Source organism: Eubacterium aggregans (assembly GCF_900107815.1).
Lineage (GTDB): Bacteria > Bacillota > Clostridia > Eubacteriales > Eubacteriaceae > Eubacterium_O > Eubacterium_O aggregans.
In genome coordinates this window covers 1-21,112 of record NZ_FNRK01000005.1, presented here as the reverse complement: position 1 = coordinate 21,112, position 21,112 = coordinate 1, and the positions used below count along the sequence as shown (strand labels likewise).

Genomic DNA, 21,112 nt, shown 5'->3' with positions numbered 1-21,112 from the left:
GTCCTCCTGATCTAGCGGGGAATGGTGTTATTGGCGGTGACGATGTGCAGGATTTCGTTGGAGCCTTCGAAAATCTGGAAGATTTTGGCATCCCGCATGAGTTTTTCAACAGGGTATTCCCGGCTGTAGCCATAGCCGCCAAACATCTGAACCGCTTCGGTAGTTACTTCCATGGCACGGTCAGAGGCGTAGCATTTGGCAATGGCAGATTCCTTGGCAAAGGGGAGCCCCATATCCATCAGGGTCAGGGAGTGGGCCACCATTTGGCGGGAAACTTCAATCTTCATGGCCATATCGGCAATTTTGAACTGCATGGCCTGGAATTTAATCACCGGCTTGCCAAACTGAACCCGGCCTTTACAGTATTCCATGGCTTCTTCCATGGCACGCTGGGCAATGCCTGTGGAGACACAGCCCATCCAGGTCCGGGCCTGGTCCAGGGTTTTCATGGCGATGCCAAAGCCCTTGCCTTCTGCTCCAATGAGGTTGGCAGCTGGGATGCGGCAGTCTTCCATCACCACGTCGCAGGTGTTGGAGGTCCGAATCCCCATTTTATCTTCTTCGTTCCCAGTGGACAGACCAGGGGTTCCCTTTTCGATGAGGAACATGGACATTCCCTTCACACCAATACTCTTATCGGTGAGGGCCGTGACACAATAGAAATCGGCAATCCCCCCATTGGTGATGAAGCATTTTCGACCATTTAAGACATATTCGTCGCCGTCCTTAACGGCAGTGGTAGTGCCGGCAGCAGGATCAGAGCCAGCCCCAGGTTCGGTCAGGGCAAAGGCCCCAAATCCACCATCTACGATGATCTGACAAACCTTTTTCTTCTGTTCTTCCGTCCCGGCAATCAGCACTGGCTTGGTCCCCAGGCCACTGGCAGAAATGGTGGTAGCAAAGCCTGCATCTGCCTTGGCCATTTCTTCCATCAATGCGGCAATGTCTACCCGGGACAGCCCTGGTCCGCCGTATTCTTCGGGGATTTCTAAGCTATGAAGCTGCATTTCAATGGCCTTGTCATAAATTTCTTTGGGCCATTCCCCAGTACGATCGTATTCCTTACATTGTTCCTTGACTTCATTTTCACAGAATTCTTTAACGTCCTGTAATAAATCCTTTGCTTCATCCGAGATGAGATATGCCATGTTTAATATTCCTCCTATAGAAAAAAGTTTTCATTGAACTACGCTTCAATGGCGTAGCATACTTTGCCGGGGTTTAAGATCATATTGGGATCGAACACTTCCTTGATCCCACGCATCAGCCGCATATTCACCGGCCCCACAAAATCGGATAAGTATTCCATCTTGCCCGAGCCAATGCCGTGTTCTCCGGAAATCAAGCCGCCCATTTCAGTGGCCTTGGCATAGACCTGCTTCATAAACTTAGCCGCTTCTTCCTTGAACTTCCCTTCCTCCATATCATTGCTGCAGGTGTAAACGTGGAGGTTGCCGTCACCGGCGTGGCCAAAGCTCTTAATGGTAAAACCATGTTCATCCTGTAAGGACTTGGCATAGGTTAAGAATTCCGGAATCTTATTGACCGGGACCACTACGTCACATTCATCCAGAAGGGTGGTGTTGGCTTCAATGGCTTCGAGCAAAGCACTGCGAACCGCCCAAGCATCCCGCATGAGCTGGGGTGTATCGGCCACCAGCACATCGATGGCGCCGGATTCCAGTACGATTTCAGAGGCCGCTTCCACAATATCCATGAGTTCATCCTCGTCGCTGCCATCGAAGGTAGCTAGGACATAAGCCCCGATTTCCATCCCTTCCATCTGCTTAGGATAAACCTGTTTGCCCAGGAATTTTTCGGTGTCATCCACCACATCCCGTTCCATAAATTCCAATGCCTGGGGGGAAAGGTGGTTTAAGAAGAATTTCGGAACCGTGGCAATGGCCTCTTCCAGGGTTTCGTAGGGGATAATCATGCTGATGGTGGACTTGGGCTGGGGGATGACCTTCAAGGTCAGCTCAGTGATAATGCCCAGGGTCCCTTCAGAACCGATCATCAGGTTCAATAGGCTAAAGCCAGAGCTGGTTTTAGAGACGGTGGCGCCTTCGGTGACCACCTCACCCGTGGGCAGGACTACCGTCATCGCCCGGACATAATCTCTTGTGGTACCGTATTTGACAGCCCGCATTCCACCGGCATTGGTGGAGACATTGCCGCCGACAGTGGCAAATTTTTCGCCAGGATCTGGGGGATACATCAGCCCTTGTTTGATACAGTCCTCGGCTAAATCATTGAGGAGCACACCCGGCTGGATGCGAACCACAAAGTTTTCCTGATCATAGCCTAAAATCTTGTTCATTTTAGTGGTGGAAATCATGACCCCACCCAACAGACTCACCGGGCCGCCGGTTAATGCTGTACGGGCACCACTGGGGGTAACGGGAATCTTATTTTCATTACAAATGGTCATTACAGCAGCGACTTCTTCGGTTGTTGTGGCTTCCACCACTACATCCGGCATGGCCTTGCCGTAGATGCTCATTTCATCGTGGCAGAAATCTTCGTTAATCGCATCCCCAACCAGTACATGGCCAGGAGCTGCGGCCTGAATGGCTTCGATGATTTCCGGGGTTACCGGATTGTAAGTAATACTCATAATCTGTTCCTCCTCAAGATGATTATAAACGTAGGAAATCGTCAGACCCAGAAGATCAGCCAGGGGCCTAATTGGTCTGACCACTTACCAGTATTATATTAATTGGTCTGACCACTGTCAAGAAAATTATACATTTTGTAAATGATGAAAAATGTAAAATACTGAAAATTCTAATTGCTTCCTTTATGTTTCCTGAATCAAACAGGAGAAAGAATTGGGACCCTTGACAAAGCCTGATAACTAATTTATAATCAATTCAAGTTAGAAATAGCTAACACAATTGTTCTAAATAAACGATTGAGAAAGAAAGGAAGACATCATGAAACAAGAATTAAGCAACCAATTAAATCAATATTTAGCCGACAGTGCTGTTTTATATATCAAGCTGCACAACCTCCATTGGAATGTGGTTGGACCGGATTTCAAGCCCGTCCATGAATATCTCGAAGGTCTTTATGACACCATGCCAGAGATTTTAGATGAGGTGGCCGAAGCCTTAAAGATGCACGGCGAAACCCCACTGGCGTCCTTAAAGGATTATCTGGCCGTGACCGATCTTGAAGAACTGCCATCCAAAGAGCTGCGCTCCCTGGAAATCCTCCCAATCGTCAAAGGGGATATGATCAGCATGAAGGCAGAAGCGGATGCCATCCGTTCTGAAGCGGATGCAGAAGGCCTGTATGATCTCGTTGCCATGATGGAAGGTCATCTGGGCGGATACAGCAAGACCATTTGGTTCCTGGAATCTATGATGAAATAAGTAGAAAACAAATGAAAGGATGCGAAAACCCTTTTGGGGTGGACGCATCCTTTTTAGTCGTGGAAGGTTGATGTGATAACAGGGCAATTATCCAGGGTAGATTGCGAAAATTCGTCCTCTGTGCTATGCTAAGAGCATCACGAGTAAAGAGGATACACAATGAGCATCGTATTAGGAATCGATACCGGCGGCACTTACACCGACGCCGTCTTATATCAGCAGGAACAGCAGGCTGTACTGGCTAAGAGCAAATCCCCCACCACCCGGGGGGACTTGGCCGTGGGAATCCAAAAGAGCATCGAGGCCCTGGATATTAAAGAGCCGGGGGCCGTGGCCAAGGTGGTACTTTCCACCACCTTGGCCACTAACGCCATCGTCGAAGGAGAAGGTCGCCCGGCGGGGCTCATCATCATCGGGGAGCCACCTAAGGGCGAGCTGCCCCAGGGTGAGGTCCAACGCATCAGCGGGCGGGTCAACGTCAAGGGGAAAGAGGTTATCCCCCTGGATCCCCTGGAGGTGCGGGCGGCCTGCGATGCCTTGGTTGGAAAGGTCGAGGCCGTGGCCATCGCTGGGATGATGAGCGTGCGTAACGCCGTCCAGGAGTTGGCTGTAAAGGCTGAGGTTAAGGCGTGCTGTGGCGTACCAGTGGTATGCAGCCATGAGCTTTCCAGCAAACTGGGCTTCCATGACCGCACGGTCACCACGGTGCTCAACGCCAGTCTTATCCCCATTATTGAAGGCTTTATCCAGGCGGTGGAAAAAGCGCTGAAAGCCCTGGGAATCACTGCACCCATCTACATGGTTAAGGGCGATGGCAATCTGGCCAGCCTGGCCTTTATCCGGGAGAAACCCATCGAATCCATCCTCTCCGGTCCGGCGGCCAGTATCATCGGAGCCCTGGCCCTGGCGGGGACCGCCGATGGCATTGTCGTGGATATGGGGGGGACCACCACCGACAGCGGCGTGGTCCGAGGCAATACCCTGGCCCTCTCCCCGGTGGGTGCCCGTGTGGGGAGTTGGCAGACTCAGGTTAATTCCGTGGAGATTAACACCTTTGGATTAGGCGGCGATACCCAGATTATCGTGGAAGAAGGGGATTTAATGCTGACGGGCCAGCGGATTTTACCCGCCTGTCGTGGTGGTCAGACAGGTTTGACCCCCACGGATATCCTGCATCTCACCGGAGAATACATGAAGTGGTCGGTGGATGAAGCGAAGGGAGCGGCCGTGGCCCAGGCAGAGGCCTTGGGGGTGGGCCTGGAAGAATACCACACCCTGGCCCAAAATAAAATTTTGACAACCATTGAGGATGCCGTGCTGGCTCAATATCGGCACCACGAGCCAGAGGCTGAGCCCGAGGTGGGGTATGTCGCTCGGATGCAGGGGCCCGTGGATCGGTCAGAAAATTTACTTAAAGAGCTGCCAATTATCGCCATTGGTGCCCCGGCAGGAGCCTGGTATGGCAAACTGGGGGCATCCGGGGAGCAGGTCATCCTCCCCGAGCATTTTGAGGTGGCCAATGCCGTGGGGGCGGCGTGTGCCGCGGTTGAGGAGCAGGTCTGCGCCATTGTCCGCCCCGACGAAGCCAACGACGGCTACGTAGCCCATGTGGCCGGCCTGTGCCAAAGCTTTTCAGATAAGGATACCGCCGTGGCCTGGGTCTCCCAGGAGGTCGAGACGCGGAGTTTGGCCGCTGCCCGCTGTCAGGGAGCACAATCCGTTTATGCCCAGGTCTTTGTGGAGGAGATTGTAGAAAAAATCGGATGGCGGGAACGCTATGTCCAGAGCAATGTACGGGCCGTAGCCAAGGCTACGGGGCTTCAGATAAAATAAGAATCCAAACAAAAAACTTCCCTAATAGGAAGTTTTTTGTTTGGTCCCATGGAATTAAGTTTAGAAAATTAAGCTAATGCTGCTGTAATAATAGCCATAGAATAGACTTCTGCAGCATTACAGCCCCGGGATAAATCGTTAACCGGCGCATTAAGACCCAACAGAATCGGGCCATAGGCTTCAAAATTTCCTAATCGCTGGGCAATCTTGTAACCAATATTACCGGCATTGATATCTGGGAAGATGAACGTATTAGCGTGGCCTGCAACCTTGGAGTCTGGGCATTTTGTCCGGGCAACTCGGGGGGCGACGGCGGCATCAAACTGAATTTCACCTTCAATGGCTAGCTCCGGTGCCAGGGCACGGGCCTTTGCCGCTGCATTGCGCATCTTATCCACATCTTCCCCAGAGCCAGAGCCCAGAGTAGAGTAGCTTAAGAAGGCAACCTTGGGATCGATACCGAAAATTTTTGAGCATTCTGCGGCTTCCACAGCGATTTCAGCCAGTTCATCCTCGGTGGGGTGGATATTGATGGCACAATCGGCCATGGCCAGCACTTCATTTTCCCCGATGGCTGAGGGACGAACCAGGATGAACACGGAGGATACGATATTGTTTCCCGGCTTTGTCTTGATCAACTGTAAGGCTGGGCGGACGGTATCCGCAGTGGAGTAGGTTGCACCACCGAGGAGGGCATCGGCAACGCCCATTTTGACTAACATTGTTCCAAAATAATTGCCCTTGGAAAGAATTTTTCGGGCTTCTTCTGGCGTAACCCCCTTGCTCTTGCGCAGTTCACAGAAGAGCTCGATCATTTCATCCATCTTATTGTAGGTCCGGGGATTGAGAATCTTTGCCCCTCGGATGTTGAAACCAGCTTCTTCTGCAGCGGCCATAACGGCATCGGATTCCCCTACCAGGATCGGCTGTAAAAAGGTTCCAGCTAACAGGCGGGAAGCCGCTTCTAAAATACGCGGATCCGTTCCCTCTGTAAATACAATTTTCTTAGGATCCTTTTTCAAAGTATCAATCAGTTGTCCAAATCCAAACATAGATAACGCTCCTTATATGTAATGATATAGTCTCACTAAAAATCATTCTATACCCTGGCCATGCAAAATGCAAGGGTATTATTTTACATAATTTCCTGAAGGAGAAGAGGGCTGACGCCATAAAATTGTCCGAATTATTGCAGTTTTATGGGTGAGTAGACAATAAACAAACAATCTTTGGAATTCAGGGGGAAGGTTCTCCATATTAATGGAAGAGACCACTCAAGATTTGAAAAAGTTAAATCAGGAACACTGCGCTGCCTATTCGTAATCATACAAAATTTTATTGCAATTATTCTTTTCCCTGGGCTCCAATCCGCGCAACTACTTCCCGCACCGCATCAGACAGCCACTTCCGTTCAAGCACCGCCTCAATATCCCCCGCCATAATAGCAGGGACAATCTCCTTCACCTGTTCGTCGGGGAGGTCCCACCACTTCAAGGCGAGAAGCTGGTCGATGGTGGTATCGTCAAAGCGCTTGCGAATCACGCGGGCTGGGGAGCCAGCCACCACGGTGTAGGGCGGGACATCCTTGGTCACCACGCTGCGGGAGCCGATGATGGCACCGTCTCCGATGGTGACACCGGGCATGATCAGGGATTCAAAACCAAACCACACATCGTTGCCCACGGTGGTGGGACCCTTCCATTGAGCGACCTTGGCGAGGTCCTCTTCACCCAATTCCCAATGGTCGGGAACGATGGGAAAGGGATAGTTGGCCAGGGAGGTAAAGCTGTGGTTGGCAATGGGGCAGAGAAATTTGGTCCCACAGGCAATGGAGCAGTATTTCCCAATGACGATCTGGTCCCCAAAGCCGGGGAAATGGTACAGGATATTATTTTTTAGGAAATCCCGGGGATCTTTAAAAAAATCATGGTAGTAGGTATGCTCACCGACCTGAATTTCGGGGTCGTCAATGACGTTCTTTAAATAGACCACGTCGGTGCTGTCATCCATTAAATAAACCCGTTTATCATTATCTTTACGCATAATCCCTCTCCTTTACACCTACGGTGACCAATATTATTAATAGTGTAGCACGTTTTCGGAGTGGGGGGAATGCCAGGGCAAATTCTTACATCTAAAGGCTTTGATTTTACTGCTTTATTGCATCCTAAGGACTTCGGCCACCTGTTCTGAGATATCTTGTACTACAATGATGGCCTGGAGGGGTACTCCACCTTCGGAGAATTGGGTGGCAAAGTCCACTTGCTCCCAGGAGTAGGTACCATCGGTATTGGCGGCGCGGAAGACGACATGGCCGGCTTCTTCACCCCGGAGGATTCTTTCGTAAAACGCATGGTATTTCAGACGGTCCTGGGCAAGGATGCTGACCGAATCGTAGGGGATGTTTTTTTGGACAACGGGAACACCATGTTTTTTTGCGTAATGTTCTGGCATGATGAGGGTACGGGTGGCAATATCAAAATAACAGATGTATTTTCCCATTTTAGAGATTGAAAGGCGCAGTGCCTCTTGGCTCATTTCAAGCTGCGCCTCAATCTGCTTGCGCTTAGTAATATTCTCGACAGTGATATAGAGAATGGCAGTATCGCCGTTTTGGGAGAGTAATCGGCTTCGGTTACAGGTCCACTGGCCAGAGGTATCCGGAGATAAGGGGCGGTGTTCAACTTCACACTCGGCCTCCTTTCCCGTTTTTATTGCTTCTTTAAGCATATTTTCATAACGCGTTCGGTGGATGGGTTCAAAGTGCTCCAGAAGATGCTGCTGCTTATAGAGGTAGGCCTCTCGGGTGGTGTGCAGCTCCTGATAGAAGCGGTCATTGGCCCGGAGGATTTCCGCGTTTCCATTCTGGTATTCAAGGATGGCCGCACCGCCTACAAAGCTATTAAAGAGCAGGGTATTCTGGGCAGAGGGGTCCCAAAAGGCGGCAATACCACTAAGGTTGGTGATTTTATACCGATTGGTACGATCGATCGGGCGCAGGACAAGCAGGGATTCAAAGGTGTCAATGGGCATGGGTTTATCAAAATAATAGCCCTGCATATAGAGACAACCCAGGCTTTTGAGGTAATCGGCCTGATCCTGGGTTTCCACTCCTTCAGCAATAACGGGGATTTTAAGCCAATGGGCCATTCGGATGACAGAAGATAGAATGTTGCCACCCCTGGCATCATTCTGACCAGAGGAGAGGAATTTTAAATCCAGCTTGAGCAGATCCACAGGCACATCCTTGAGGGTGTTGAGGGAGGAATAGCCAGAACCAAAGTCATCCATCTCAATGAGGAATCCGGCATCACGTAGGGTTTGGACAACTGTCATCAGGTGTTCGGGGTTCTGCATATAGGCACTTTCTGTAATCTCCAGTTTAAGCATGGTATGGGGAAGCTGATACCCATCGACCAGGGCGATGAGATAGTCACATAAATGGGGATTGTAAATATCAATCCGGGAGATGTTGACAGAAACGGCGATGGGAACATATTGGTTGGTGTCATCCAGCCATCTGCGCAGGGTTCGGCAGCACTGCTCCCAAACATATTTATCCAGGGCGGTAATAAATCCATTGCGTTCAAAGAGCGGGACAAAGACGGAGGGGGGCAGGAGGCCGCGCTGGGGATGGTTCCAACGGACCAAGGCCTCTGCACCGATAAGGGCCCCATTTTCATAATTAATCTGGGGCTGCAGGTAGACTTCAAATTGTCCCTGGGTCAGGGCGGGGACCATTTCTCCGGATAGTGCCTGCTCCTCCATAATCTGATCCCTGAGGGATTTATCGTACTGGGCAATGCGCTGGGTGTAGCTGCCTTTAATCGACTTTAGGGCGAGGAGCGCCCGGTCACACATGATGGAGATATCGATATCCCTGGATTCAATAAGGTAGACACCAATATGGCTGGAAAGTTGAAAGGTCAGGGGATAGGAAGAAAACCATCCTTCAATTCGGTTGTAAAAAGCTTCATTTGAAAGGGCGTTTTGGGGAAGAAGGCATACAAAATGATCAGAATCCAGATGTGCAAAAAGCGTACGGTCATCCCGAAGACTACGGAAAAAGGTACCGCAGTCTCGTAAAAGGGTATCGCCCTTTTCCACACCCAGGGTATCATTGAGTATTTTAAAATTATCCAAATCAATGCGGATGAGCTGGTAGGGGCATTGGGGATTGGAATCTAAAAGCTGCCGGGCATGACGATAAAAGCCAGATCGATTTAAAAGGCCGGTTAAAAGGTCGTATTCCTGTGCAACCGCTTCGGTGATATCGGTGCTTGCAATTAAGATAATGGCTTTATCTGCTGTCAAATAAGTGCATTTCCATTGAAAGTAGCCACTTTTAACACCTTCTTGGGTCTTAACTGGAAAGCTGACGAGGTAAGGATCCTGGATGCTCAGCTGGCTGATGATGGTTTCACGGCAAAGAGCTTGAATGGCTTCGTCGTAATGGCTATCTTGGATGATATCTTTAAAAACAACGGACAGAAGCTCGTCATAATTCATCTGGATGAAATCATCCTTTTTAAAATGAAACTTGGTATCGTCGCTGTACAGGGTAACGACACCTGTTGCCGTTTCAATTTGGCCAAGAAACATATAATCATCATTGATGAGTCGATTAATCATCAAGTGCATATTATTTAAGGTAATGGTTTTTTCTCTCATCATTCACTTTTCCTCTCATTTAGCAGGGTAAAAAGTATTCATGGAAATTAATGGATGTATTTTAACACAATAAACATGAAAAAATATTTAGAAACGATAAAAACGCCCGGGAAAACCAGACGTTTTTAATGAGCATTCTATTTTTAGGTAAAATTTGTACATGAATTCGGATAACCGGTGTACCCAAGGGGAGTACGCCCCCGTCCATGGGACGGCTTATTCAAGCAGCAAAATGCTGCGAAAGGGGGATTAAAATCCCAGAAGCGGTCCGCCGAGGAAGACCACCAGTCCAATGAGCACCACATAGGCGGCACAATACTTGATGGTGCTGCCCAGGATGCGACCCTCCTGACCAATCAGGCCAGTGGCGGCGGTGGCAACGGCGATGCTCTGGGGTGAGATCATCTTACCCGCAGTCGCCCCAGCCATATTGGCAGCAGCGATCCAGTAGGGATCGGCTCCGATGGCCTGAGCAGCCTCTACCTGAAGCTGTCCGAAAAGGACGTTGGCGGAGGTATCACTCCCAGTGACAAAGGTACCCAGGGCACCAATGATGGGGGCAATAAGGGGATAGACGTTCCCGGTAAGGGCGACAAGCACAGCGGCGATGACCGAAATCATCCCGGAGTAACCCATCACCTTGGCGAGGCCGACAATGGAACATACCGTAATGGCGGTTTTAGCCATTTGTTTGACGGTCTTGCCTAAAACAACTGCAATTTCCTTAAAGGACATTCCTTGGCACAAGCCTCCCAAGAAGGTGGCAATGATGATGAGCGTGCCAGGACAAGCCAGCCAGGCAAAGGTATAGGGTTTTGCACCCTCCCCGGTGTAAATGGGAATCGATGTTTTCACCATGTTCAGCGCGTGATTAATTGGGGGGACAAGCGATGAACATAAAATAATCAGGAGGAAAACAAAGATAAAGGGAAGCCATGCAATAAACCCTTCCTTTGCCGATACTTTGTCCCCGTCTGCCGATTCCGCGTCCCTATGGTAGAACTTCTTCGCGATGAAGATAGTCACTCCCAGGCAACAGATGGAGCCGACGATGGCGGGAAGCTCCGCGCCAATAAACTTGGCCACGACGATTTGGGGAAGCGCAAAGGCTAACCCCGAAGCTAACGTGATACCGAACACACCTTTGATGGCTTTAACGCCACCACCGGCAATGGCCACCAGCACAAATGGGATGATAAGAATCAGCACAAAGAGCTGGATGGTGACCACATAGGATAAGTGCATCACGTCCAAACCAGCCACCTGGGCTAAGGTGGTCACCGGGAGGCCGATGGCACCGAAGGCGGTGGGGGTGGTATTGGCAATTAGACACATCACCGCTGCCACAACGGGGCCAAACCCCAGAGCAGCCATGATGCCAGCGGGGATGGCAACGGCAGTACCGAAGCCGGCGATGGCTTCTAAGAAGCCACCAAATCCCCAGGCGAGGATGAGGACGAGGATCCGCTTGTCCGAAGACACGCCAGTCATCATTTTCTTGATGGTATCCATACTCCCCGAAGCAGTGGTGAGATTATAGGTAAACACCGCCGCAATGATAATATAAACAATGGGCCATAGCCCCATCACGATGCCCTCCAGGGCTCCGGTCAACGCATTAACGAAAGAAAATTTCCAAACCAAAATCGATAGGAGTAAGGTAATGACCAGGGCAATGGAGCAAGCAATGTGCCCAGGCATCTTAAGGACGCCCAGGGACACAATGAGCCACACGATGGGGACAAGGGCCAGGAAGAAAAGCAAGATTTGGTTATCCATGATTCTCCCCCTACATCTGGCAAACTTTTTTAGGGTTCAGGATATTTTTAGGATCGAAGGTTCGCTTGATACCATCCATCAGATCCATTTCAAAACGGCCATAATCCTGGAGCAGGTAATCCCGTTTGGCATACCCGATACCGTGTTCACCGGAAACCAGGCCTTCCATTTCAAAGGCTTTGGCATATAATTTGTCAAAGGCTTCTTGGAGCACACGCTTCCAAGTGACTTCATCCAAATCATCCTTGCAGATGTAGAGGTGTAAATTGCCGTCGCCGGCATGGCCGAAGCTGGGGATTCTGACCCCGAGCTCTGCCTCCAGCTCATGGCTGTAATTAATGAAGTCCGCCACACGGTTCCGTGGGACGACCACATCGCATTCGTCCATTTCAGTGGTGGATGCCTTGATGGCTTCCAGGAAGGCCCCCCGGGCACTCCAAACGGAGTCCTTGCGCTCATCGGTATCGACGATGTACACATCCTTGGCACCCTCGGAAAGGCAAAGGCCTGCCACCACTTCGTATTCGCTTTCCACCTGTTCCTTGGTATTCCCATCGAAGGTCAGCAGAATATAGGCGGCACTATTGGTATCGGGAAATTTCTTCCCTAAAAATTCTTCGGCGAAAAGGATGGTGGGTTTTTCCATAAATTCGATGGCCGTGGGAATGGCCTTGGATTTAATAATCTTGGGGACGATGGCCGCTGCATCGGCAAAGGTTTCAAAGGGGATCAAAAGGCTTAAGGTCTTTTGGGGCAGGGGGAGCAGGCGCAGCACGGCTTTCGTGATGACGCACAAGGTCCCTTCGGAACCGACGACCAGATCCTTAAGGCTGTAGCCGGAGCTGTTCTTAACGATTTTACCCCCCAGCTCACAGACTTCACCATTTGGCATAACGACGGTCAGCCCCCGGACATAGTCTCGGGTGACGCCGTATTTTACAGCACGCATCCCACCGGCGTTGGTGGAGATATTCCCTGCAATGGTAGCGGATTTTTCGCCAGGGTCCGGCGGGTAGAATAAATCATTGTCTTCGACAAACTGGGACAGCTCCATGAGGAGGACCCCAGGCTCTACCGTGATGGTGAGGTTTTCGGTGTCCAGCTCTAAAATATGGTTCATCAAAGTAGTTTCAATCATAATGCCGCCATAGACGGGGACGCAGGCCCCCACAAGGCCGGTGCCGGAGCCCCGAACCACTACGGGGATATCCCGTTCGTAGGCGTACTTCATAATGGCAGAAACTTCTTCCGTGGAGATGACCTGGATGAGGACATCCGGGTAATGGGAGATGGTGCCCATTTCATCGTGGCTATAATCCTCGCTGATTTCATCGCCAACCATAATCCGGTTGCGATCCACCAAACTCAGTAAATAATCAATATCGAATTCGTCAATTTTTTTATAAGCCATTACACTGCCTCGCTTTCGGCACAATTGGAACCAATCATGGTCATGAGTTCTGGAAGGATTTCATATAAATCTCCGACGATCCCCGCATGGGCGATGTTAAAGATGGAAGCCTTGGGATCGGAATTAACGGCGATGATGAAATCGGAATTTTGCATCCCTGCAGCAAACTGGACGGAGCCAGAGATACCCAGGGCAATAATAATCTGGGGCTTGACCGTTCGGCCAGACAGACCAATTTGGCGTCGGGGGTCGAACCAGCCCGCTTCGATGCAAGGGCGGGTACAGGCCAGCTCTGCGCCAATGGCATCAGCAAATTCCTGAATCATGGGGAGGTCCTTATCGGATTTTAGTCCCCGGCCAACAGCGACAATGACATCGGCTTCGGAGATATCAATGCCCTTTTCCTTCTGAATAACTTCCAGGACATCGATGCTGGACTGATATTTGTCGTCTTCCATGGTCATGGGGATGATGTCCCCAGAGGCTTCTGTGGAACGGACTGGCGCGTTGAAGATCTTATAACGCACGGTGGCAAACTGGGGACGATTGTTTTCGGTGACAATTTGGGCCATGATGTTTCCCCCAAAGGCGGGGCGAATCTGGACCAGATCGGTATTTTCCTTCATTTCAAGAACGGTGCAGTCAGCGGTGAGGCCGGTGCGGAACCGGGCGGCAACCCGGGGTGCCAGGGAACGACCAACATTGGTGGCCCCCACTAAAATGGAAGAGGGCTTTTCTTTTTCGATAAAATCGGAAAAGGCATTGGCGTAGGGCTCAATAGCGAAGTTTTTAAGCTGGGCATCGTCATAGACAAAAACCTTGTCTACCCCGTAATGGAGCAGCTCCATGGCCTGTTTCTCAACGCCCGAGCCAATGAATAACGCATAAACCGGATGATGGATGACGGCGGCCAGTTCCTTGGCCTTGCCAATGAGCTCCAGGGTGACCGGATGGACCTGGCCTTCCACATGGTCCACATAGACAGTGATCCCCTTGTAGGCATCCTTATCGACCTTGGGTGCCTCGTCGGCTTCAAATTCTAAGATACCTTCCGGTCCTTTTTTCAGGCACATTTTACACATTTTACAAGCGGCGGTAACCTCTAAGGTGTCATTTTCATAGGAAAAGGCACCGAAGGGGCAGATTTCAGAAAATGCCTCGAAAACGTCCTGGCCGCAATTGGGTTGAATTACTTTAATTCCTGCCATTTTGGTTCCCCCTAGATATATTTCTGTTCAGAAAGGATGCCGTAAAGCACCTTGGCCATTTCTCCGGATGTTCCCTGATAGCTGGTTTTCTTGGTGTTGGATTCTGGTGGGAAAATGCGTTCGACAGAGGTCGCGGAGCCAGCGAGACCATAATGTTTTTCGTCGGTGTCGTACATATCCTTTAAAGATAGCATCTGGACTTCCTGTTTTCCGGCTAAGGTTAGCTTACGCAGATAGGAAGGAAGGCGAGGGGTATAGATATCCTTATCCACGGTGAGTAGACAAGGGGTGGTGACCCGCTGGACCTCAATGGAGTTTTCCATGTTCATCTCGATGGTCAGTCCTTTGTCATCCGCCATCCGGATTTTTCCGACGTTGGTGACATGGGGGATACCAAGGAATTCGGCCATTTCCGGACCAACCTGGGCGGTGTCTCCATCGGTGGTCTGCTTCCCACAGAGGATGAGGTCAAAGCCGCCTAATTTCTTGGCCCCCTGAGCCAGAGTGTAGCTGGTGGCCACCACATCTGCCCCGCCAAACTTGCGGTCAGAGATGAGGCAGCCGGCATCAGCACCCATGAAGAAGGATTCTTCAATAACCTCCTTGGTCTGTGGCGGTCCCATGGATAATGTCGTAATGGAGCCACCGAGTTCGTCCCTTAATCGAAAGGCGGTTTCCAATGCGAACAGATCATAGGGATTCATTTTAGATTCCACCCCGTCCCGGATCAGTACGCCGGTTTCCGGGTCCACTGCGACGTTGGATGTCCCGGGTACCTGCTTGATACACACTAAGATTTTCATTAATATTACCTCCTATTGGTCAGTGGTCTGACCAATTGATGGGTTTAGTATATCGGGATGTCCATGAAGTGTCAAGGGTAAAATCTTGTGAAAAGGGGTAGGGTGTGTTAAAATAACCATATATTGCTCAGATAATGAGTGCATTGGAAGGAAAGTAAAATGGTTTATAAAGATATCTCACAGAAGAGGATTTATTTGCAAATTCTCGATCAGATTAAAGATAATATTGTCCATAAGCAGCTGCGGGCAGGGGATCGGCTACCACCGGAGCGGCAATGGGCTGAACAGCTGGGCGTTTCCCGGGCCACGGTTCGGGAGGCCATTCGTTCTTTGGAGATGTATGGCTTGGTAACGTGTCGTCAGGGAGAGGGGAATTTCGTCAGCGATAATTTATCCACAGCCCTTACCCAGCCCCTGTCCATCATGTTTTGGCTAAATGATGGTGAAGTTCGGGATATTCATCGGTTCCGACAAGCCTTAGAGCTCCAAGCGGCTCATTTGTCAGGGGAGAATGCCAGCGATGCTGACATTGCTCTCTTAACGGATATCCACACCCGAATGGAGAGGGCGGAGGATGAGAAGGCAGCATCGGTGCTGGATAAGGAGTTTCATGATACCATTGCCAACATTAGTGGAAATTGCCTGATTCGGGATACGTTATCTTCGGCGACGGGTTTGATGGAGGATATCATTCGGGAGGGACGTACTGCAATCCTTAAAAAAGAGCAGGATGCAGAGGTCATTAACTTCCAGCATCGGCGGATCTTGGAGGGTATTGCTTCCAGAGATGGCCGGCTGGCCGAAAAGCGTATGCTGGAGCATATGCTTTATATTGAGGATTTTTTGGATGAACTAACCGAAGGCATGAATGCCAATAGGGCTTAGAAAAAATTTGCCATTACCGGTTAGAATTATATCTTGATTATCCGTTACATACTGGTATTATTGATAGTATAAATAATATATTTAAGGGAGAGTAATATTATGGCGTATCGAATTGTTTTAAATGAAACCTCGTACCATGGTTCCGGTGCCATTCAGGAAATCGCTACAGAAGCAAAGGCCCGTGGCTTCCAGAAAGCTTTGGTCTGTTCTGACCCCGATTTGGTAAAATTTGGTGTGACCCAGAAGGTTCTGGACGTGTTAGACGGTGCTGGACTGGCTTATGAAATTTTTTCAGAAATCCAGCCGAATCCGACCATCGAAAATGTGCAGGCTGGTGTGGCTGCATTCAAGACTGCTGAAGCGGACTATCTCATTGCTATTGGCGGCGGCTCCTCCATGGACACCGCTAAGGCAACGGGTATCATCATCACCAACCCGGAATTTGCAGATGTTCGCAGCCTGGAAGGTGTGGCAGATACCAAAAACCCTGCAGCACCTATTTTCGCTGTGCCAACCACCGCTGGTACCGCTGCGGAAGTCACGATTAACTATGTCATCACCGATGTCCAGAACACCCGTAAGATGGTGTGTGTCGATGTCCACGATATCCCCGTTGTGGCCTTTGTTGATCCGGATATGATGAGCAGTATGCCCTATGGCCTCACCGCCTCTACCGGTATGGATGCTTTAACCCATGCCATCGAAGGCTACACCACCGCTGGTGCTGTGGAAATGACCGATATGATGAATTTAAAGGCTGTCGAAGTCATTGCCCGCAGCCTGCGTGCAGCCTGCAATAACGACCCCAAAGGTCGGGAAGATATGGCCCTTGGACAATACCTCACGGGTATGGGCTTCTCCAATGTAGGGCTCGGCATCGTCCATTCCCTGGCCCACTGCCTGGGTGCCAAGTACGATACACCCCACGGCATTGCCAATGCCATCCTCCTGCCCACTATCATGGAATATAACGCTGAATATACCGGCGAAAAATTCCGTGAAATCGCTCGGGTCATGGGTGTGGAAGGTGTAGATGACATGACTCCGGAAGAATACCGTAAAGCTGCCATTGATGCTGTTAAGCAGTTATCCGCGGATGTCGGGATTCCCGCTGATCTGAAGGATATTGTAAAAGAAGAAGACTTAGATTTCTTAGCAGAATCTGCTTATGCTGATGCTTGCCGTCCTGGTAACCCCCGGGAGACCAGCGTGGAAGAAATCAAGGCGCTGTACAAATCCTTATTGTAAGAAAAAGACCACAAAGAATACCCTCAGCCGCCCTTCGGGGCGGCATTCTTTATCTTTCTTTAAAGAATATGGTGTATAATGAAATTTAAACCTAAAAGAATGAAGGGGGATAGAGAAATGTTAGATGACAAATTATTTTATCAGATGGTTAAAGATCATGAAGCGTGGCTGGCAGATCCCTCAAAGGGAAAACCAGCAGATTTTTCCGGGATGGATTTGAAGAATCATGACTTTGTTAATGTCGATTTGCAAAAAGCCAATTTTGAAGGTGCCGATTTAGAGGGGTTGAAGTTTATTCGATGCAATCTGGCCTTTGTAAACTTTAAGCATGCCAACCTTACCGATGTCATCTTCTCGAAGTGTGAGCTGTACCAGACCAATATGCAATCGGCTAAAATGGTGGACTGTGAGTTCCGGGAAGTGCTCATGAGCAAGACCATTATGACGCCAAAGGATGAGCAAAAGGAACGTTATGTCTCTAAATATGTTAAAATTGATGACTAATTTGGGGCTTTCGGGCCCTCTTTTTATTTTTTGCTTTTAAACCCCAGGGATTTAATGTAGAATAGCAGTATTACAATCGATTTTTTGGAAAGGTATTCATAGAAAGCGAAAATGTCATGAACAAACAACGTAAGGTGGTGTGGTCGGTTTTGGCGGTTGTCATCGTCATTGTCGCCATCCTCATCACTGGCAACAAATTTTATATTGATTATCTGTGGTTTTCGGAAATGGGCTATCTGGATGTCTTTTTTAAAGAGCTTGTGACGAAGCTGACCATTGGGGTCCCCCTCTTTATTATTCTAGTGGTCCTGGTGTATTTTTACCTGAAGTTCTTAAAACGCTTATCGGAAAAATACCTAGGGGTAACGGGGCGAATCGCTACCCAATCAGAGAAACGGGTGGCTCTGGTCATGACGGCGCTGGCAGCTTTGGTGGTGACAACCACAGTAGCCAATGGGATTTGGAATGAAGTACTCCTCTATACCAACTCGGATGGCTTTGGAATAACGGATGCCCTTTATGGTATGGATCTGTCCTTCTATTTCTTTTCCCTGCCTTTGTTTAAAGCCGTTTATTCCGTGGTGTTCAATTGCTTTATCCTGATGGTGGTTCTTACCTTTTTATACACAGCCTATGTGCTGTACCGTGAGAATGACTATACCCCCAGGGATTTGGGGGAATTAGGAGAGTCGGTGGTAGATTTTTTTAAGCGTTTTGTCACTTTAGCAGGACGCCAGATTGGTGTTTTCCTAGGGGCCTTTTTCATTTTGCTGGGCCTGGGTCAGGGAGTCAATCTTTTTGAAATGGTCTACGGTGGCACGGGGATGGTTTATGGTGCTGGGGCCTCGGATATTATCATCGGACAAAAATTTTTATTCCTGCGCATGGGGCTTTGCGTCATCTTTGCAGTGACCTCGGTCATTGCTGGGATTCGTTTGTCCGGCGGCGGGAATAAGCAGGTCACCCGAAAGAATTATATCCTGTTGGCAGCGGGACCAGTCCTTTTTATTGCAGTGGCGGTGGTGGGTACCGTTATTCAGGCGGCTTATGAATATGTCGCAGTGGTGCCCAACCAATATGTGGCAGAATCCCCCTATTTGGGAAAGAATATTGAAGCCACGCGGAAATCTTACGGTCTGGATAATGTGGTGGTTAAGGAATATGCCCCAACCCAGGCTATTACGGCAGCGGATGTGGCAGCAAACAGCACAACCATCAGCAATATCCCCATTAACGACCCCGGGCCGACGAAGGAAATGTATAATTCGCTCCAGGGGATTCGGAATTACTATAAATTTGACAGTGTTGATGTCGACCGGTATACCATCGATGGCACCTATACCCAGGTTTTCCTGGGAGCCAGGGAGATGGATAATCAGGCATTATCCAGCGATGCCAAGTCCTGGATTAATCTTCATTTGAAATATACCCATGGCTTTGGTGTGGCGATGTCTCCGGTGAATCAGGTGAATGCTGTTGGCCAGCCGGAGCTGATGATTAAGGATATTCCACCGGTCACCACCACCAAGAGCCTATCCGTGGAGCAGCCCCGGATTTACTTTGGTGAAGGGAATCAGGATTATGTGGTGGTGGGTGCCTCCAGTCCGGAATTCGATTATCCCAAGGGAGATAATAATGAGGAAACCTGGTATAATGGCACGGCCGGTATTAAGATGTCCTTTATCAACCGCTTGGCCTTTGCCCTGTATACCGGGTCCCCGGAAATGTTGTTCACCTCAGAGATCACAGGAGATAGCCGCATTTTGCTCCATCGGAATGTCATGGAGCGCATTAAGACCATTGCGCCCTTCCTTGAATATGATGACAACCCCTATATTGTACTGGTTGGTGGCAAGCAGTATTGGATTGCGGATGCCTTTGTAAAAAGTGATAAATACCCCTATGCTACACCCTATGATAAGTCTGGGAATAACTACTTGAAGAATTCCGTAAAGGTCGTGGTGGATGCTTATAATGGGGATGTCTCCTTCTACCAGGTGGAAGATGAGCCCATTACCAACACTTATTCGGGCATTTTCCCAGATCTCTTTAAATCCATGGATGAAATGCCCGAGGGTCTAAGGAGCCATCTGCGTTACTCCAAAACCCTCTTTGATGTGCAGTCGGGGATTTATAGCACCTATCATATGACGAATCCCCAGGTCTTCTACAATAAGGAGGATCAATGGGATGGGGCAAAGCAATTCTATGGTGATTCCAAGGAAGAGGTGGAAATCGAATCCTCTTATATTATTATGAAGTTGCCGGATCGGGATAATGAATTCATGCTCACCAAGACCTTTACACCCAGCAATAAGGATAACATGATTGCCTGGCTGGCAGGGGTATCTGATGGGGCGGATTATGGCCAGCTGCTGTTGTATCAATTCCCCAAGCAGGCTTTGGTGTACGGGCCCATGCAGATTGAGCAGCGCATCGATCAGGATACCGTCATCAGTCCCCAGTTAACCCTTTTAGGGCAGCAGGGTTCCAAGGTGCTCCGGGGCAATATGATGACTATCCCCATTGAAGAGGGTCTCATCTATGTGGAGCCGGTTTATCTTCAGGCCAGTGGCGGGGAAAACAACCTGCCAGAATTAAAGAAGGTCATTGTATCCGACGGTGATGCCATTGTCATGGCCGATACCCTGGGGGATGCTTTGTCCCAGGTCTTTAACTATACGGCGGCCAAGGAAGGTGGCGGGGCATCCACCGCGGATAACTCTGCCGCAGCACTGGTGAATAAAGCCAACACCCTATACAATGAGGCTACGGAGGCCCAGAAAAATGGGGATTGGGCAACCTACGGCAGTAAGCTTTCAGAGCTGCAAAAAATTCTCTCCCAATTAACCCAGGTAGTAAAATAGGGGAGTCGTTTAAAAAATAAAGCCCGAAAACGGGCTCGTGATGATCATCGTCGCGAGCCCGTTTTTTTTATGGGCATTTAAGAAAAAAAGGGATATAAAACACAAAAAATGCCATAAGAAGAACAAATAGAACCAATAAAAAGTGGTCGGATTTGTGTTTGAAGCTGTTGAAAATGGCTTAAAACCTACATTCCCGAAACACCTAACGAGTATCCGCCATCATCCTTAGCACTGCGGTGAAGCTAATAGCGGCCTGACCCCGAGGGAGCGATAGAGTTCTTCCTGTTTCTTTAGAACCTCGCCCTGCACGGGTGCTTTCCCGGGCTCGAGGTAGCATTCGATGACATCAAGCTCATCCAGTACTTCATGGAGTGTATACTTTGAAAAGAGATCCGCCGTTTCCATCCTTTTCTTGATGGACGAGAGGAAGATGAGTGCGATGAATTCAACAAACAGCTTCCCTTCCAGGGCGCTTTCTGAGGATGTTAGGGCTCTGCGCATATTCAAACGGTCTTTTAAATCACCA

The 21,112-nt window shown here is 49.5% G+C and carries 15 protein-coding genes and 1 pseudogene; 6 read left to right on the top strand and 10 right to left on the bottom strand.

Annotated features, from left to right (window positions below; all coding sequences use genetic code 11):
- Positions 1 to 11: 11 nt before the first annotated feature.
- Together BLW33_RS04015 and BLW33_RS04010 are read right to left on the bottom strand one after the other, a co-directional pair.
- Positions 12 to 1,148 (bottom strand): acyl-CoA dehydrogenase family protein, encoded by a 1,137-nt coding sequence (locus tag BLW33_RS04015; protein ID WP_090305434.1) that lies wholly within the window; start codon positions 1,146 to 1,148, stop codon positions 12 to 14.
- A 38-nt stretch (positions 1,149 to 1,186) separates the two neighbouring features.
- Positions 1,187 to 2,617 carry an FAD-binding oxidoreductase gene (locus BLW33_RS04010; protein WP_090305432.1) on the bottom strand — a complete coding sequence of 477 codons (1,431 nt, stop codon included), beginning with the start codon at positions 2,615 to 2,617 and terminating at the stop codon, positions 1,187 to 1,189.
- A 319-nt stretch (positions 2,618 to 2,936) separates the two neighbouring features.
- Between BLW33_RS04010 and BLW33_RS04005 the strand changes: the two genes are divergently transcribed.
- On the top strand, positions 2,937 to 3,377 hold the full coding sequence (locus tag BLW33_RS04005; RefSeq protein WP_090305429.1) for a Dps family protein: 441 nt from the start codon (positions 2,937 to 2,939) through the stop codon (positions 3,375 to 3,377).
- A gap of 159 nt (positions 3,378 to 3,536) precedes the next feature.
- The gene (locus BLW33_RS04000; RefSeq protein ID WP_090305427.1) at positions 3,537 to 5,210 is read left to right on the top strand and encodes a hydantoinase/oxoprolinase family protein; all 1,674 of its coding nucleotides are present in this window, start codon (positions 3,537 to 3,539) and stop codon (positions 5,208 to 5,210) included.
- A 68-nt stretch (positions 5,211 to 5,278) separates the two neighbouring features.
- On the opposite strand, the gene pta is transcribed toward BLW33_RS04000, so the two are convergent.
- The 7 genes from pta to lctB form a co-directional block, all read right to left on the bottom strand.
- On the bottom strand, positions 5,279 to 6,262 hold the full coding sequence (pta, locus tag BLW33_RS03995; RefSeq protein ID WP_090305424.1) for a phosphate acetyltransferase: 984 nt from the start codon (positions 6,260 to 6,262) through the stop codon (positions 5,279 to 5,281).
- Positions 6,263 to 6,554: 292 nt separating this feature from the next.
- Positions 6,555 to 7,253 (bottom strand): CatB-related O-acetyltransferase, encoded by a 699-nt coding sequence (locus BLW33_RS03990; protein WP_090305421.1) that lies wholly within the window; start codon positions 7,251 to 7,253, stop codon positions 6,555 to 6,557.
- Positions 7,254 to 7,367: 114 nt separating this feature from the next.
- Entirely contained in the window at positions 7,368 to 9,884 is a 2,517-nt protein-coding gene (locus BLW33_RS03985) for an EAL domain-containing protein (RefSeq protein ID WP_090305418.1), read from the bottom strand.
- A gap of 246 nt (positions 9,885 to 10,130) precedes the next feature.
- Positions 10,131 to 11,660 (bottom strand): L-lactate permease, encoded by a 1,530-nt coding sequence (locus tag BLW33_RS03980; RefSeq protein ID WP_090305415.1) that lies wholly within the window; start codon positions 11,658 to 11,660, stop codon positions 10,131 to 10,133.
- A gap of 10 nt (positions 11,661 to 11,670) precedes the next feature.
- A complete protein-coding gene (gene lctD / locus BLW33_RS03975) occupies positions 11,671 to 13,071 on the bottom strand; it encodes a lactate dehydrogenase subunit LctD (RefSeq protein WP_090305412.1) in 1,401 nt (466 codons plus the stop codon).
- Complete coding sequence (lctC, locus tag BLW33_RS03970; RefSeq protein WP_090305409.1) at positions 13,071 to 14,279, bottom strand: lactate dehydrogenase subunit LctC; 1,209 nt, start codon at positions 14,277 to 14,279, stop codon at positions 13,071 to 13,073. The genes lctD and lctC overlap by 1 nt, the downstream gene beginning before the upstream one ends.
- A gap of 11 nt (positions 14,280 to 14,290) precedes the next feature.
- On the bottom strand, positions 14,291 to 15,082 hold the full coding sequence (gene lctB / locus BLW33_RS03965) for a lactate dehydrogenase subunit LctB (protein WP_090305407.1): 792 nt from the start codon (positions 15,080 to 15,082) through the stop codon (positions 14,291 to 14,293).
- A gap of 195 nt (positions 15,083 to 15,277) precedes the next feature.
- On the opposite strand from lctB, the gene BLW33_RS03960 reads away from it, so the two are divergent.
- From BLW33_RS03960 to BLW33_RS03945, 4 genes are all read left to right on the top strand, one after another.
- Positions 15,278 to 15,967 carry a FadR/GntR family transcriptional regulator gene (locus BLW33_RS03960; protein WP_242911588.1) on the top strand — a complete coding sequence of 230 codons (690 nt, stop codon included), beginning with the start codon at positions 15,278 to 15,280 and terminating at the stop codon, positions 15,965 to 15,967.
- A 99-nt stretch (positions 15,968 to 16,066) separates the two neighbouring features.
- Positions 16,067 to 17,215 carry a lactaldehyde reductase gene (gene fucO / locus BLW33_RS03955; RefSeq protein ID WP_090305401.1) on the top strand — a complete coding sequence of 383 codons (1,149 nt, stop codon included), beginning with the start codon at positions 16,067 to 16,069 and terminating at the stop codon, positions 17,213 to 17,215.
- Between the two features lie 117 nt (positions 17,216 to 17,332).
- Entirely contained in the window at positions 17,333 to 17,719 is a 387-nt protein-coding gene (locus BLW33_RS03950; protein ID WP_176966617.1) for a pentapeptide repeat-containing protein, read from the top strand.
- Between the two features lie 116 nt (positions 17,720 to 17,835).
- Positions 17,836 to 20,586: a UPF0182 family membrane protein gene (locus tag BLW33_RS03945; protein WP_090305396.1), complete on the top strand. Its 2,751-nt coding sequence runs from the start codon at positions 17,836 to 17,838 to the stop codon at positions 20,584 to 20,586.
- A 225-nt stretch (positions 20,587 to 20,811) separates the two neighbouring features.
- Here the strand turns inward: BLW33_RS03945 and BLW33_RS03940 are convergent.
- A pseudogene (locus tag BLW33_RS03940) lies at positions 20,812 to 21,112 on the bottom strand (IS1634 family transposase); the annotation flags it as partial.

Bases quoted from the DNA above. Each gene is read 5' to 3' on its own strand.
- BLW33_RS04015 (WP_090305434.1), bottom strand. From the start codon at position 1,148: ATGGCATATCTCATCTCGGATGAAGCAAAGGATTTATTACAGGACGTT.
- BLW33_RS04010 (WP_090305432.1), bottom strand. From the start codon at position 2,617: ATGAGTATTACTTACAATCCGGTAACCCCGGAAATCATCGAAGCCATT.
- BLW33_RS04005 (WP_090305429.1), top strand. From the start codon at position 2,937: ATGAAACAAGAATTAAGCAACCAATTAAATCAATATTTAGCCGACAGT.
- BLW33_RS04000 (WP_090305427.1), top strand. From the start codon at position 3,537: ATGAGCATCGTATTAGGAATCGATACCGGCGGCACTTACACCGACGCC.
- pta (WP_090305424.1), bottom strand. From the start codon at position 6,262: ATGTTTGGATTTGGACAACTGATTGATACTTTGAAAAAGGATCCTAAG.
- BLW33_RS03990 (WP_090305421.1), bottom strand. From the start codon at position 7,253: ATGCGTAAAGATAATGATAAACGGGTTTATTTAATGGATGACAGCACC.
- BLW33_RS03985 (WP_090305418.1), bottom strand. From the start codon at position 9,884: ATGATGAGAGAAAAAACCATTACCTTAAATAATATGCACTTGATGATT.
- BLW33_RS03980 (WP_090305415.1), bottom strand. From the start codon at position 11,660: ATGGATAACCAAATCTTGCTTTTCTTCCTGGCCCTTGTCCCCATCGTG.
- lctD (WP_090305412.1), bottom strand. From the start codon at position 13,071: ATGGCTTATAAAAAAATTGACGAATTCGATATTGATTATTTACTGAGT.
- lctC (WP_090305409.1), bottom strand. From the start codon at position 14,279: ATGGCAGGAATTAAAGTAATTCAACCCAATTGCGGCCAGGACGTTTTC.
- lctB (WP_090305407.1), bottom strand. From the start codon at position 15,082: ATGAAAATCTTAGTGTGTATCAAGCAGGTACCCGGGACATCCAACGTC.
- fucO (WP_090305401.1), top strand. From the start codon at position 16,067: ATGGCGTATCGAATTGTTTTAAATGAAACCTCGTACCATGGTTCCGGT.
- BLW33_RS03950 (WP_176966617.1), top strand. From the start codon at position 17,333: ATGTTAGATGACAAATTATTTTATCAGATGGTTAAAGATCATGAAGCG.
- BLW33_RS03945 (WP_090305396.1), top strand. From the start codon at position 17,836: ATGAACAAACAACGTAAGGTGGTGTGGTCGGTTTTGGCGGTTGTCATC.